General features: G+C 66.5%; 9 protein-coding genes and 1 tRNA gene. 2 read left to right on the top strand and 8 right to left on the bottom strand.

Features of this window, described 5'->3' with window-relative positions; all coding sequences use genetic code 11:
* Nucleotides 1-34 precede the first annotated feature (34 nt).
* The 6 genes from ettA to lipQ all read right to left on the bottom strand — a co-directional run bounded on the left by ettA (nucleotide 35) and on the right by lipQ (nucleotide 9,412).
* A complete protein-coding gene (gene ettA, locus G6N68_RS19000; RefSeq protein ID WP_163715527.1) occupies nucleotides 35-1,711 on the bottom strand; it encodes an energy-dependent translational throttle protein EttA in 1,677 nt (558 codons plus the stop codon).
* 68 nt (nucleotides 1,712-1,779) lie between these two features.
* Nucleotides 1,780-2,277, bottom strand: a complete 498-nt coding sequence (locus G6N68_RS19005) for a single-stranded DNA-binding protein (protein WP_163715530.1) — start codon at nucleotides 2,275-2,277, stop codon at nucleotides 1,780-1,782.
* A gap of 158 nt (nucleotides 2,278-2,435) precedes the next feature.
* Nucleotides 2,436-4,811 (bottom strand): glycerol-3-phosphate 1-O-acyltransferase, encoded by a 2,376-nt coding sequence (locus G6N68_RS19010; RefSeq protein ID WP_163715533.1) that lies wholly within the window; start codon nucleotides 4,809-4,811, stop codon nucleotides 2,436-2,438.
* The gene (locus G6N68_RS19015) at nucleotides 4,808-6,592 is read right to left on the bottom strand and encodes an HAD-IB family hydrolase/lysophospholipid acyltransferase family protein (protein ID WP_163715536.1); all 1,785 of its coding nucleotides are present in this window, start codon (nucleotides 6,590-6,592) and stop codon (nucleotides 4,808-4,810) included. Before G6N68_RS19015 ends, G6N68_RS19010 begins: the two co-directional genes overlap by 4 nt.
* On the bottom strand, nucleotides 6,589-8,064 hold the full coding sequence (locus tag G6N68_RS19020; protein WP_163715539.1) for a WS/DGAT/MGAT family O-acyltransferase: 1,476 nt from the start codon (nucleotides 8,062-8,064) through the stop codon (nucleotides 6,589-6,591). The genes G6N68_RS19015 and G6N68_RS19020 overlap by 4 nt, the downstream gene beginning before the upstream one ends.
* 115 nt (nucleotides 8,065-8,179) lie before the next feature.
* Complete coding sequence (gene lipQ / locus G6N68_RS19025) at nucleotides 8,180-9,412, bottom strand: esterase LipQ (protein ID WP_163715542.1); 1,233 nt, start codon at nucleotides 9,410-9,412, stop codon at nucleotides 8,180-8,182.
* A 183-nt stretch (nucleotides 9,413-9,595) separates the two neighbouring features.
* Between lipQ and G6N68_RS19030 the strand changes: the two genes are divergently transcribed.
* Nucleotides 9,596-9,669: transfer RNA gene (locus G6N68_RS19030), tRNA-Arg, on the top strand.
* 231 nt (nucleotides 9,670-9,900) lie between these two features.
* Here G6N68_RS19030 and G6N68_RS19035 read toward each other — a convergent pair.
* A complete protein-coding gene (locus tag G6N68_RS19035; protein ID WP_163715545.1) occupies nucleotides 9,901-10,146 on the bottom strand; it encodes a hypothetical protein in 246 nt (81 codons plus the stop codon).
* A gap of 287 nt (nucleotides 10,147-10,433) precedes the next feature.
* Between G6N68_RS19035 and G6N68_RS19040 the strand changes: the two genes are divergently transcribed.
* Nucleotides 10,434-11,126 (top strand): cutinase family protein, encoded by a 693-nt coding sequence (locus tag G6N68_RS19040; protein WP_205351389.1) that lies wholly within the window; start codon nucleotides 10,434-10,436, stop codon nucleotides 11,124-11,126.
* A gap of 51 nt (nucleotides 11,127-11,177) precedes the next feature.
* Here G6N68_RS19040 and G6N68_RS19045 read toward each other — a convergent pair whose 3' ends face one another.
* Nucleotides 11,178-13,778 carry a PE family protein gene (locus G6N68_RS19045; RefSeq protein WP_163715548.1) on the bottom strand — a complete coding sequence of 867 codons (2,601 nt, stop codon included), beginning with the start codon at nucleotides 13,776-13,778 and terminating at the stop codon, nucleotides 11,178-11,180.
* Between the last annotated feature and the right edge of the window lie 200 nt (nucleotides 13,779-13,978).

A 13,978-nucleotide genomic window follows, 5' to 3' on the forward strand; every position in this document is an offset into this window, starting at 1 on the left:
CGACGGATACCAGCGTGCTGTGGCAGGGATCACATTAGTCCCGTGTCAACCTCCGATGGGTCACCCTGTGCGGACGCGCGGCTTCGGCGCCAAGCCGTTCGACTTTGTTCTCTTCGTAGGCGCCGAAGTTGCCTTCAAACCAGAACCATTTGGCCTCGTTGTCCTCGTCGCCCTCCCACGCCAGGATGTGCGTGCACGTCCGGTCGAGGAACCAGCGGTCGTGGGAAATCACCACCGCGCAGCCGGGGAAGTTCACCAGGGCGTTCTCCAGCGAACTCAGCGTTTCGACGTCCAGGTCGTTGGTCGGTTCGTCGAGCAGGATCAGGTTGCCGCCCTGCTTGAGCGTCAGCGCGAGGTTCAACCTGTTGCGTTCGCCACCCGACAGGACGCCGGCCGGCTTCTGCTGGTCGGGACCCTTGAATCCGAACGCCGACACGTACGCCCGCGACGGCACCTCGGATTGACCGACCTCGATGTAGTCGAGTCCGTCGGAGACGACCTCCCACACCGTCTTCTTGGGATCGATGCCCGAGCGGGTCTGGTCGACGTAGCTCAGCTTCACGGTCTCGCCGATCTTGACCGTGCCGCTGTCCGGTTGCTCGAGGCCGACGATGGTCTTGAACAGCGTGGTCTTGCCGACCCCGTTGGGCCCGATGACGCCGACGATGCCGTTGCGCGGCAGCGTGAAGGAGAGATCCTTGATCAGGGTGCGCCCCTCGTAGCCCTTGTCGAGGTGGCTGACTTCGACCACCAGCGACCCCAGGCGTGGCCCCACCGGGATCTGGATCTCCTCGAAGTCAAGCTTGCGGGTCTTCTCCGCCTCCGCGGCCATCTCTTCATAGCGCTGCAGACGGGCCTTGCTCTTGGCCTGACGCGCTTTGGCGCCGGACCGGACCCAGGCCAGTTCCTCCTGCAACCGCTTCTGCAGTTTGGCGTCCTTGCGGCCCTGAACCGCGATCCGCTCGGCCTTCTTCTCGAGGTAGGTCGAGTAGTTGCCCTCGTAGGGGTATGCCCGGCCCCGGTCGAGCTCGAGGATCCACTGGGCGACGTTGTCCAGGAAGTAGCGGTCGTGGGTGACGGCCAGGATCGCGCCAGGGTAGTTGGCCAGGTGTTGCTCGAGCCACTGGACACTTTCGGCGTCCAGGTGGTTGGTCGGCTCGTCGAGCAACAACAGGTCGGGTTTGGACAGCAGCAGTTTGCACAACGCGACGCGCCTACGTTCGCCACCGGACAGGTTGGTCACCGGCTCGTCGGGCGGCGCGCAGCGCAGCGCATCCATGGCCTGCTCGAGCTGCGAGTCGAGGTCCCACGCGTCGGCGTGGTCGAGCTCCTCCTGCAGCCGGCCCATCTCCTCCATCAACTCGTCGGAGTAGTCGGTGGCCATCAACTCCGCGACCTCGTTGAAGCGGTCGAGCTTGACCTTGATGTCGCCCAGGCCCTCTTCCACGTTGCCGCGGACCGTCTTTTCCTCGTTGAGCGGTGGCTCCTGCTGCAAAATGCCGACAGTCGCACCGGTTGCCAGGAAGGCGTCGCCGTTGTTCGGCTTGTCCAGCCCGGCCATGATCCGCAAGACGCTCGACTTACCGGCTCCGTTGGGGCCGACAACGCCGATCTTGGCGCCGGGGTAAAAACTCAACGTCACGTCGTCGAGAATCACTTTGTCGCCGTGCGCCTTGCGGACCTTCTTCATCGTGTAGATGAACTCAGCCATGCCGCGGGGTCGCCTTTCTGATCTTCCGAAACAATCTCGCCGACCATCCTAGGCACGGCACCGAGCACCTAAGCCGACAGAGGCAGCGCAGCATCGCCCGTCGCGGCGGGTTCGGCGGTTCCGTCCCTGGTCTGTTCCACCTGGGCCACGGAGTCGCTTTCGCTTTCGGCTACCGCCGTTGCCGGACTGTCCTGCGGGTTCGGCCCCGTGTAGCCGAACTTTTCGATGCGCACGAGCGCGCGGGAGAGATCCGGCCCGACGGCCGTCGCCCGCATCTCGGTTGACGAACGCTTGTTGCCGTCCCGGTCTTCATATTCGCTGGTGAAGACGTGGCCTACCACGATCACCGGTGCGCCTTTGGCCAGTGCAGCGCCGACTCCGGTGACCAACCGGCCCCAGCAGTTGACGGTGATGAACAGCGAATTGCCCGGCTCCCAGGTGCCGTCCCCGGTCCGACGACGCGAATTGCTGGCCACCCGAAACCTGATCACTTCCTGATCGCCGACTCGGTGGCGCTGGGGGTTGTTGACGATGTGCCCGACGACGGTCAGGTGCGTTTCAAACATTGCCTCGTTCCTCTCGTAGCTGAATCAGGTGGCTCGTGCCGGTGTTGATTCAGCCCCGCGGCACCGACAACGCGTCGGTAAAACGCCTCGGTGAGCGCCGCGTCGACCTACTGCTGTGGAGAAAATCGCGACTGGGGATAACGGCAGCGAGATAGCGGCTATGAAGCGACGCTGTCGGACTTGGTTCCGCTGCGCCTCGAAGCCGCGCGGGCTTGCTCGCGAGCGATGAACTGATTCCGCGCGATCCGTTCGACGTAGGCGAAATCTCGCAGGATGCTGCGTAGCTCTCGGCGAAACGCGTTGCGCCGTTCGGCGAGGTCGGGTGCCGGGGCGATGAGATCCTGATCGGCGACGACCTGGTTTGCCGTCGCGAAGAGCAGGGTCGACACCGATTCACTGCTGCGGACCCGGGTTTGCGCCACATACTGCCGGCCAACTCCGAGCGCCAACTCGGTGAGCTCTTTCTGCCCGATGTTCGCCGGCGCATCGCGCAGCACGTCAGCCACAATCTCGTACGCCTCGAAGAAGACCCGTAACAATGCGTCGGACATCAACGGACGCTTGGCATACAGCATCGCGTCGATCTGCTCGCCACCTGCTGCAAGGTGAGCTTCCCAATCTTGGTGCCACGCCAACTCTTCGGCGAGGTTGTCGCGGAACGCCGTGGAATCGGCGAAGTAGAAATCAAACTTCAGCAGATCCCGTAGCCGCATCGCCTGGTCCCAGAAGGCCGAGACCCGGTCGCCGTCAACATGTCTGGCGTGTGCCAGCGCAAGCTCGACGATCGAGGTTTCCAGGAAGGCATGGATCACCGAGTTGCGGTAGAACGCGGCGGCATGCTCATGCTGAGGAGCGATGTACCACACCGGTTCCCGGCCGCTGTCGACACACGTGACCGGGTGCCCGTTGGACAGCGCGTCGACCGCCGCGCGCACGCCCTCGCGGGTACGTAGCCGCAGTGCACTCGTCGACACCGGTGTCTGCTTGCGCTCCAGGTAGTCCAGTGAGTCCTGCAGGGTGTGATGCAGCTGGTCCAGGGTCAACGCCGCCCCGCGGGTGGTGAGCAGCAGTGCGGAGACCAAACCCGTCGCGGTCACCGGCGTCGCCTGCAGAATCCGCCACGCGACCTCGAATGACATCTTCTGCAGCGCAAGCCTTTTGGCGGCCGTGTCGGTGGCGATCGGGCCGTTGGGTTCGCCCAGATACTGCCGCATCGACACGGCTTCGGGGAAGCGGACGTAGATCTTGCCGTAGTTGCGCTCGCCCTGGGCCTTGATGAAGTTGTACAGCCAGCTGAAGCCCTCGGGCGTCTTCTCCGCGCCGCGCGCATAGGCGGCGTACTCGGCGATCTCGTGCAGTTGGTCGAAGCAGATCGACACACCCTGCAGCAGGATGTCGTCGCTACGGCCGTCCAGGTAGGCGTCGGCTACGTAACTCATCAGGCCGAGCTTGGGCGGCAACATCTTTCCGGTGCGAGAACGGGTGCCTTCGATGGACCAGCTCAGGTTGAACCGCTTCTCGACGATGTAGCCCACGTACTCCTTGAGCACGTACTTGTACAGCGGATCGTCGCCGATGTTGCGCCGGATGAAGATGGTTCCCGCCCGCCGCATCAGCGGTCCCATGATGCCGAACGCCAAGTTGATGCCACCGAACACGTGTACCGGTGGTAATCGGTTGTCCTGCATGGCCACCGGTACCACCGCGCCGTCGATGTAAGACCGGTGCGAGAACAGCAGGACCGCGGGGTGCGTCTCCAGCGCCGCGCGGACGGCCGCGACTTGATACTCGTCGTAGTCAAACTCCGGGTCGAAGCCGCGGCTGAGCATTTTCCCGAGGACCCCAACCAGGTCTACCGATACCTGGCTCCACCCGGTGGCCAGTTCGTCGAGCATCTTCCCGGCCTCCTCGACCGTGGCTCCGGGAATCTGCTCGAGGCCGGCGCGGAATCGCGTGGAAGCCAACATCTCCGGCTTCACCAGGCGGGGAGACTTGTATTGCGGTCCAAGGATGCGATATTCGGCTCGCGCCAGAGCCAAAATGGCCCGCCGGGTGACGAATTCGGCGAAATCGGTCGGTGTCCCGCCGACGGTGGTCTCGCGCCACTGCTGGCGCAGCTCGGAAATTTTGGCAGCCTCACCCGCCAGCACGCGCGCCCGCCGGGGATCGCTGCGTAGGATGCGGCGCTGCTGACCGCGGCTGGGATTATAGGGATCCCGGCCGGGAAGAAGTCCCGCTATCTTGGCCGCTCTGCTGCGATTCGGCGGTGGCTGCCAGAACACGCGGACCGGCACGACGGAACGCTCGTCGTTCCGGTCCGGATCGAGTTGCTCGACAATTGCGGTCAGCGCCGCCGGCGGCGCGTTGCGCGGCGGCAGTTTCAAGACGTCGAACTTGGTCTGCGGACTGCGGGCACGCTGCTGCGCGAGCCAGTCCATTACCAACTCGATCTCGACCGGCGAATCCATCGAGGCCAACACCAGCGTGTCTTCGGCGTTGAGGACTGCGCTGACGTCTGCCAACGGATTGGTCACGGTTGTCCTTCGGGCGCAGCGGGTTCCTGCGCCTGACCATCTTTCAGTTCGACTACGGACGCGTGCGGGGTGGCCGGCGAGGGTTTCTTGGCGGGGGCCTTCTTGGTCGCCTTCTTCGCCGGGGTCTTCTTTGCCGCGCTCTGCGCCGCCTTTTTCACGGGGGTCTTGCTGGCGGCCTTCTTGGCCGGGCTCTTCTTCGCGGTTGCCTTGGCTGCCTTCACCTTTGCCGGGCCGGCCTTTGCCTCGCCGGCCTTTGCCTCGCCGGCCGGCTTCTTCCTGGCGTAGAGATCGAGCTCGGGCAACTTGTCATCCATCGGCCAGTTCGCCAGCACGTCCAAGTAGAGCTGACGAATCTCGTCGATGCGGTCCGGCAAGTCCTCCAACGTCCAGTCGTCCACCGGGATCGGCGGGAACACCGCAACGTCGACCGTGCCCGGATTCAGCGTCGTGGAGTTGCGCGAGGCGATGATCTCCGCGTTGCGAATCACGATGGGCACGATGGGAATTCCCGCTGCCATCGCGATGCGGAACGGCCCCTTCTTGAACGGCCCGACTTCGGTCGTGTCCAACCGGGTGCCCTCTGGGGCTATCACGATGGACAGCCCGTTCTTCGCGCGCTCCTCAACTTCGTGCAGCGTCTCCACCGCGGAAGCGGAATCGTCGCGGTCGATGAACACCCCGTCGAGCAACTTGCCCATGGTGCCCATGATCGGATCCCGCTCGAGTTCCTTCTTGCCGACGGCGATCCAGTTGTCCTTCACCAAGGCGCCGGTGATGACCGGGTCAACTTGGTTGCGGTGGTTGAAGATGAACACCGCGGGACGCTGCGCGGTCAGGTTCTCTTTCCCGATGACATTCAGGTGCACACCACAGGTGGCCAGCAGTATCTGGGAGAAGTTGGAGGTGAAGAAGTTCACCCCGCGGCGTCGATTGCGGGTCAGGGCACCCCACCCCACCGCGCCCGCGGCGATGGGGAACATCGTGCTGAATCCGGCCAGGGTGCGCAGTTGTCGTTGCAAGCCGACGCCGCCGCGACTTTCGAACTTCAAGATCGGCCAGCCACGACGCCTGGCGACGGCGGCCATCTTGCCCTCGGGATTGGTCGGGCGCGGGTTGCCGACCAGGTACATCAGGGCGACGTCCTCGTCACCGTCAGCGTAGAAGTAGCTGTCTTTGAGGTCGATGTTGTGTTCGGCCGCAAAGGCTTGCACCGCAGCGGCTTTCCCCGGCCCCCACAGGATCGGCTTCAGCACCCGACCGGTGAGAATGCCGTCCTCGTTCGTCTCGAACTTGTTGGTGAGCGTGTTGTTGATGCCGAGGAAGCGGGCCACCGGATTGACCTGGATGGTCAGTGCCGAGGAGCTGAGCACCACGGTGTGGCCGCGGGCGACGTGGGCCCGCACCAATTCGCGCATTTCCGGGTAAATCCGGGATTCGATCCGCTGGGCGAACAGGCGCTCGCCGATCTCCTCCAGATCGGTCAGCAGGCGTCCGGCCAGCGCCATGGCCGCCTTGCTGATCAGATCCTCGAACTCGATGCGACCAAGGCGGTGGTTCAGCGCGCCCTGGACCATGCTGAGCAGCTCTCCCACACCCATGTCGCGGCGCCGCAGCCGCTCCTGGGTGAGGATCACGGCGGTGAAGCCCGCGACCAACGTCCCATCCAGATCGAAGAAGGCGCCGATGTGGGGGCCTTCGGGACTGGCCATGATTTCGGCCACCGAGCCGGGCAGCCGCAGGTCGCGGCTGTTTTTGATCTCCTGCTCGTCTGGGGTGCTCATGAACCCGACACCTTTTCGGTCGTCGAACCGCTCGCCTCGACCGTGAACGACGCCGGCACTGCCCGCGGCGCCGGATCTCCCGCTAGCGCAAGGATTTCGTCGAACCCTTCGAGCAGGCACTGTGCGAACAGCTCGTCTTTGCGTACCGATGCGCGGTCGTAACGCACGGTGATGGTGCACCACCCGCCGCGGGAAATCAGCACCACCATCATCGCGACTCCCGGCAGCGGGCCGATTCCGTACTGCCGCAAGACTTTCGCGCCGGCGATGTAGGTGTCGCCCGGATAGACGGGAACGTTGCTGGCCTGCACATCCGAACCGATCACCGAACCGGTGATCCCTTCCAGCACGGCCGTCGGCAACACACTGAGCACCGGTGCGATGGATCCGACGATGTTCATCGCCGGCTCCTCGCGCCGCTGTGTCATCTGCGCACGGATCTTCTTCATCCGCGCCACCGGATCGACGGTGCCCACCGGTGCGGCCAGATTGACCCCGGTGAATTGATTGCCGCCGACGGCGTCATCTTGCGCCCGCAGGTTCACCGGAACGGCCATCGGCAGCGTGCTGATCGGCACTCCGAGCGCCTCGTGGTAGCGCCGCAACGCGCCGCACAAGCCGGCCAGGTAGGCGTCGTTGATCGAGCCGCCGCCAGCCTTGGCGGCCCGGTGCAGATCGGCGAGCGGGATGTCGATCGCTTCGGTGCGGCTGGCCAGGCTGCGCCGGCGCAGCAGCGGCGACGGTTCGGCGGCCCGGTTCATCACCCGCAGTCCCGACAGCGCGTAGCCCACGATGCCCGAAATCGTCGACGTGGGTTCCAGCACCGCCCGCCCGGCCGCCGTCACCGCACCGGAAACCGCATCCACGACGCCGCCGACGATGGCGATGGGCAGGTGGTTGATGCCCTGCCGCATCAGCTCGTTGGGAGACAGATCCTGCGGAATCGGTTGCGGGGGCACCGGCCGTGGTGGCGGATCCCGCTCCAGGTCGTAGATCTCGGCGAACATCTCGACACTGCCGACACCGTCAGTGACCGCATGGCTCAGATGCAGCAGGGTGGCGGCCCTGCCATCGGGCAATCCCTCGACCAGGGTCGCCGTCCACAGCGGTCGCGTTATGTCCAGAGGCGACTGCAGGATCACCTCGGCCAGGTCGAACACCTCTCGCAGCGTGCCGGGCTCGGCGACACGGACCCGTCGCACATGGAAGTCCAGATTGAAATCCGGGTCGACCACCCACCGGGGTGCTGCCGTCGGCAGCGTCGGCACCACAACTTTCTGCCGCAACCGCAGCACCCGCCGGGAGGCGTGTTCGAAGCGAGTGCGGAACCGGTCCCAGTCCGGAGTGGTGTCGAGGAGTTCGACCGCCATGATTCCCGAGCGAGTTCGCGGATTCGCCTCGCCCCGGTGCATCAAATAATCGACCGGACCAAGCTCGTCGGAATATTTCACGGCCTCAACGGACTCAGCCACCGCCGATCAAGCCCTCCTGCGTCAGACGTGCAACCCCCAAATGCCAACACAACGCTAGTCCGGTTGGCGCGCGCGTGAAAGTGACTTGCAGCGCAGTCGAGGTTCAGCTGGCCGGTTACGCTTCCATCGCCAAAGACCCGAGCGAGAAGTCGCGCTGGCCGTAGGTGATGCCCAGGAAGTCGGAGACGGCCCTGGCTGCTAGCCGTGATCGCACCGTCGGCATGATGTCGAACCCGTGGTGCGCGTAGGCCAGCTCGGCGTGGGCGACGGTGGAAGCTCCGGCTCCCCGTAGCGCGGCGCAGAACGACCGCGCCTGGCCGCTTGGTACGAGCTGGTCTCGATCGCCGTGCAGCACGAAGAACGGAGGGGCGTCGGGGTGGACGTAGGAAATCGGTGATGCTGCGATAAACCGTTCGGGGTCGTCGGCGTACCGGCTCTTCATCACGAATTGCTCGAGGAACGGCAGCATCATCTCGTGCATGTTGTCGAAGTCGGTGAAGTCGTAGACCCCGTAGTACGGCACCGCCGCCTGGACCGTGGTGTCGGCATTTTCGAAGCCGGGCTGGAACTTCGGGTCGTTGGGGGTGAGCGCGGCCAGCGAGGCGAGGTGACCGCCGGCCGACCCACCGGTGATCGCGATGAAATCGGAGTCGCCGCCGAAGTCGCCGATGTTCTCCCGAACCCATGCGATAGCCCGCTTGACGTCGATGATGTGCTGCGGAAACACGCAGCGCGGACTCTTGCTGTAGTTGATCGAGACGCAGATCCAGCCGAGTTCGACCATGCGGCTCATCAGCGTGTACGCCTGGGGACGCTTGCCGTTGACCGACCATGCCCCACCGGGGACCTGTAACAGCACCGGTGCGCGGTGCCCTGGCGCCAGGTCGGACCGCCGCCAGACGTCGAGCAGATGATCACGGCCGTTCGGACCGTAAGAAATGTTGGACGTGTGCGCCGCGTACCGGCGGTGAGGTCCGGACGGCAAGCGGGTACCCCGACGCGTCCTCGCGGTCTGATGGGTGGCCGGATGAACCACCTGCTCACGGAAGTCTGGACCGAATGACTCCTCCAGCGCGGCGGTCAGGAATTGATCTGCCCGCTGGGCCGCCCATGTAGTACCGACCCGCTTGACCGCCGGCGGGGCTACGCGGGACAACGCGTGCCCGGTCAGGACGTGCGGGGGAAATTCAGTGGCCACCCAGTTGGCGACCCAGCCCACGGCGAATGGGAACCCACGCATCAGGACCGATCCGTAGCTGCCTTTGGCGTCGGACGCGGGCTGCGCGCCCTGCCGCAATGCCTCGGCTCCTGCCCGCGAAAAAGGCGCAGTCAGTCTGGCCATGCACATAACTAAGTCCACTCCTCGACGTCAGGCACACGCGTCGTTGCGGTTAACGGCTGATTGCCAGCCGATGTCGGTGTGTCGAGGCTCACACCATAACTGATAAGTGGCCCAGCGGAACACTTTTGGTGCCTGATGTCTCGCTCAAAAAGATCTTGCGCCGCCGTTCGATAGACTGACCTGCGCATTGCCTCCGTAGCTCAGGTGGATAGAGCAAGGGCCTTCTAATCCCTAGGTCGCACGTTCGAGTCGTGCCGGGGGCACTGGTGAGAGCGGTTTGCTGATGGCCGCAGGTTTATGCCCGCCCATGCCTTAGACGCGCTTCGCGCGTTGCCCGGCCTCTGGCAACCTCGGAGTGTTTCCCTCCCCTGGGGACGCCTGGGAGGTTGCAAGGCCGAAGTGGCCGAGGAATAGGGGAACTGGCTATTGCCCTCAAACCTCTTGCCACCCGCCACAGCCTCTGCGTTAGAGCCCGCGCCGTAGGCGCCGGGTGTCTATTCGCACCCAATCCCGTTGCCGTCGCGATCCAGGCCGTAGATGTCCCTGCCGATGACCCTTACCGGGCCCTGGACGTACGCGGGGCCATTGCCGTTACCGCCAGCGCAGTCGACATCACTCGCGATCGGAACACAGGCACCCGAATAATTTGGGTCGCATTGCGCGGGTTCCAGCGGTAGGGGCCAGACGACCGGCCCCACGGTTTGATTCGATGACAGCCTGCTCGGATCGGCGTTTGCCATAGGGGTGATGACAGCAAACGCAATGGCAAAGCCAACTGTGAACGGTAATGACTTTTTCACGCGTGCAGATCGTAGGCTCGCCCCGGTAGCCTGCCAACCTGCTCGAACTCAACCTCCGCCATAGCTGCTTCAAGCGGGCGTCCTGCTCGCGTAGTTAGCCCCGAATCTCACCCGCTCCGGCTTTGGCGAGATCGCTACACCCCGTGTCCGGTGCGGCTTGCCGGGGTTGCACAGCCCGTCAAGACGGCGCTCCCCACCGACCCCGAATATGTGTGACGATTGAAGACGTGAACACGCGCCAGTTTGGGCGTTCGCTAGGTGCCGCGGTGCTGACAATCTTCGCAACGCTGCTGTACGCACCGGTCCTTAGTTCCGTCGCATCGGCCGCTCCCTGCCCCGACATCGACGTGACATTCGCCCGCGGCACCAACGAACCACCCGGTGTCGGCGGGGTCGGACAGGCCTTCATCGATTCACTGCGCTCGCAGATCGGCGGGCGATCCCTCGGGGTGTACGCGGTCAACTACCCCGCGACCGAAGACGATCTTCCCGGGTCTGTATCCGCCGGTGCCGCGGACGCCAACGCTCACGTCGTTTCCATGGTCTCGAACTGTCCCGAGACCAGGCTGGTGCTCGGCGGATATTTCCAAGGCGCCGGGGTGATCGACCTGATCACCATCGCCCGAGCGTCGATCGCAGGCTTCAACGCCGCGACGCTCACGGCGGACCAGGCTGAACACGTCGCTGCGGTCGCCGTCTTCGGAAACCCGACGACGCGATACCTCGAGGGACCGATCAGCGAGATCAGCCCGTGGTACGGCGCAAAAGCAATCGACCTATGTGCGCCCGGCGATCCGGTTTGCACTCCAGGGCCCCTGGCGCTGCCCTCACATGAGGAGCTGTTCTCGGCGGAACACCTGTCCTACCAACATTCCGAAATGCCCGCTCAGGCGGCGGCTTTCGTAGCACGCCATCTCTGACGCGCGTACCGCGTTGACGCGACGGTGGATGCGCGGGCAGACCTGCCGCCTCTACCCGTTGAGCCCGTCCAAACCGGACAACAGCCCTCCGGCGCCGCCGACCCCGCCGCTGTTCGGGGTGTTTCCGATGCCGCCGTTGCCGCCGTTGCCGCCGACACCGAGCGGCGAATTGCCGCCGGTCCCGCCTGCCCCGGCTTTTGCGAGATCGCTGTATCCCCCGGCCCCGCCAGCGCCGCCATTACCCGACAGCGGGCCTCCCTGGCCGCCCGTCCCACCGGTGCCCCCAACGCCGGCTACACCGAGTCCACCGGCACCGCCGATGCCGCCGTAACCCATCAGCAGGGCATTGCCACCGGACCCACCGGCTCCTCCGGTGGTTCTGCTGAACCCGCCCATGCCGCCGCCCCCGCCGTTGGAGGAAAACAGGCCGGAGTTGCCACCACCGCCGCCGGCGCCGCCGGTAAATCCGACGCCGGCGAAACCACCGTCTCCGCCTTGGCCGCCAGCACCGAACAAGGTGCCGGCATTGCCGCCGTGCCCACCGGCCCCGCCGTTGCCGACCAAGGCCAAGCCGCCCGCGCCACCGTCGCCAGCGCCGCCACCGAACATGCCGCCGTTGCCGCCTACCCCGCCGGCACCGCCGAGGCCGCGGCCGGTGCCGCCGTCGCCACCGTTGCCGCCGACGGCACCGACCAGCCCACTCAACGCACCGCCGGCCCCACCGGCCCCGCCGGCCCCGCTCACCGCGTTCAGAGTGATTCCAGCCCCGCCGGTGCCGCCATTGCCCCCACCGCCGAACAGTCCACCGGCCCCGCCTGCCCCGCCGACACCCCCGGTCCCGACTGTTGCGATCCCACCGCGGCCGCCAACGCCGCCGTTGCCCGACAACAGCCCGCCGGCGCCGCCGGCACCACCCGCGCCACCGTTGGCCAGGGCGCTGCTGCCTCCGGCGCCGCCGGCACCGCCCGTCCCGAAGAGCCCGGGGGCGCCGCCGGCACCACCCGGCCCGCCATCGCCACCGATGTTGTTGGGCGCCCCGGAGCCGCCCGCCCCGCCATCGCCCAGCAGGATCCCGCCGGGGCTCCCGTTCTGGCCGGTACCCGCAGCGCCGGGTACACCGTTTCCGATCAGCGGGCGTCCCAGCAGCGCCTGGGTGGGTGCGTTGATCGCGCCCATTACCTGCTGCTGGACGGCATGCAGTGGCCCTAGGGGATGCGCGCTGGCCGCAGCGTTGAACCCGTCCGCACCCAACAGCAGCCCGCTGAAACCGCCGGCACCGGTACCGCCCGTCGTGGTTCCGGTACCGCCTATGCCGCCGTTCCCGCCGTTGCCGATCACCGTGGCGTTGCCTCCGGCGCCACCGGCACCGCCAGCCCCAGCGGCGCTAGACCCACCCTCGCCGCCGGCCCCGCCGACGCCGAGTAGCAGGCCGGCCTTGCCGCCGGTCCCGCCATTGCCGCCCACCTGGGCTGAGCTGGCGCCGCCGATCCCGCCGGGCCCGCCGTAACCGAGGAGACCGGCGTCGCCACCGCTGCCGCCCACTCCGCCACTTAGGCCGCCATACCCGCCCGCACCGCCAGTCCCGGCGCTGGAGAACAGCAGGCCGGCGTTGCCACCGTGCCCACCGGCACCACCGGTGTTGGCGCTGCTGTATCCACCGTCGCCACCGGCGCCGCCGCTGCCGAACAGCAGGCCCGCATTGCCACCGTGCCCACCGGCCCCACCACTACCCGATCCGGCGTTCGGCGCCGCCCCCCCAACTCCTCCGGTACCGCCGGCGCCAGCGAGTAGTCCTCCAGCGCCGCCGGCACCTCCGGCTCCACCGACGCCGCCGCCACCGAGGCCAGTACCGCCAGCTCCGCCGTGCCCCCCACCTGCGCCTACCAAGCCGCTGAGCAGGCCGGCGTTTCCGCCCGCGCCGCCGGCCCCGCCGGTACCGCTGACCATTCCGACCCCGCCCGCGCCGCCGGCCCCGCCAGCGCCGAACAGACCGCCAGCCCCGCCGGCGCCGCCCGCTCCACCGACGGCGTTTCCAGCGCCACCGGCCCCGCCGACTCCACCGTTACCGAACAGGAGTCCACCGGCGCCACCGTTCCCGCCCGCCCCTCCAGGAGGGCCGGCGAGCAGGAAGTTGCCGCCCGCCCCACCGGCCCCACCGGTGCCGAAGAGCCCCGCAGCCCCGCCGTTGCCACCCTTTTGCCCGATCGGGCCCGAGCCGCCGGCACCGCCGTTACCGAGCAACCAACCGCCGGGCGCACCATCTTGTCCCGTACCAGGGGCCCCGTTGGCCCCGTTGCCAATCAACGGACGGCCGGTCAACTGCAGGGTCGGCCCATTGATTACGTCAAGCACCCCCTGCAGCGGCGAGGCCGCCGCGGTCTCGGCACTCCCGTAGGCTCGCGCGCCTGCGGTCAACGCCTGCACGAACTGCTCGTGAAACGTCGCCGCCTGCGCGCTGAGTGCCTGGTATTGCTGCCCGTAGGCGGAAAACAGGCGGGCGATCGCTGCCGACACCTCATCGCCGCCCGCGGCCAGCATCGCCGTCGTTCCGGCGCTCGCGGTTGCGTTGGCCGCGTTCAGGGCCGATCCCACGCTGGTCAAATCTGCTGCGGCAGTGGTGATCATGTCGGTCGCGGCGATTACATATGACATGTCGTGTACCCCTTGCTCGTCGAGGCGGACTGGACGAGACCCCGTGTCTGGTGTGGCGTCGCGAACACAGACTCACCCCAAATGAGAGGGGCCGGTTAGAGTAGTTGACTACTTAATTTCGGCGGGGCATGCCGAAAATCGGCTCAGTTGTCGCTGGAAGCCGGGCACGAAGACAGCCCACTCCTGGCCGTGGCCAAGCG

It is taken from the genome of Mycobacterium bourgelatii (genome assembly GCF_010723575.1).
Taxonomy (GTDB): Bacteria; Actinomycetota; Actinomycetes; order Mycobacteriales; family Mycobacteriaceae; genus Mycobacterium; species Mycobacterium bourgelatii.

Bases quoted from the DNA above. Each gene is read 5' to 3' on its own strand.
- G6N68_RS19035 (WP_163715545.1), bottom strand. From the start codon at position 10,146: ATGGCAAACGCCGATCCGAGCAGGCTGTCATCGAATCAAACCGTGGGG.
- G6N68_RS19005 (WP_163715530.1), bottom strand. From the start codon at position 2,277: ATGTTTGAAACGCACCTGACCGTCGTCGGGCACATCGTCAACAACCCC.
- G6N68_RS19015 (WP_163715536.1), bottom strand. From the start codon at position 6,592: ATGAGCACCCCAGACGAGCAGGAGATCAAAAACAGCCGCGACCTGCGG.
- G6N68_RS19045 (WP_163715548.1), bottom strand. From the start codon at position 13,778: ATGTCATATGTAATCGCCGCGACCGACATGATCACCACTGCCGCAGCA.
- lipQ (WP_163715542.1), bottom strand. From the start codon at position 9,412: ATGTGCATGGCCAGACTGACTGCGCCTTTTTCGCGGGCAGGAGCCGAG.
- ettA (WP_163715527.1), bottom strand. From the start codon at position 1,711: ATGGCTGAGTTCATCTACACGATGAAGAAGGTCCGCAAGGCGCACGGC.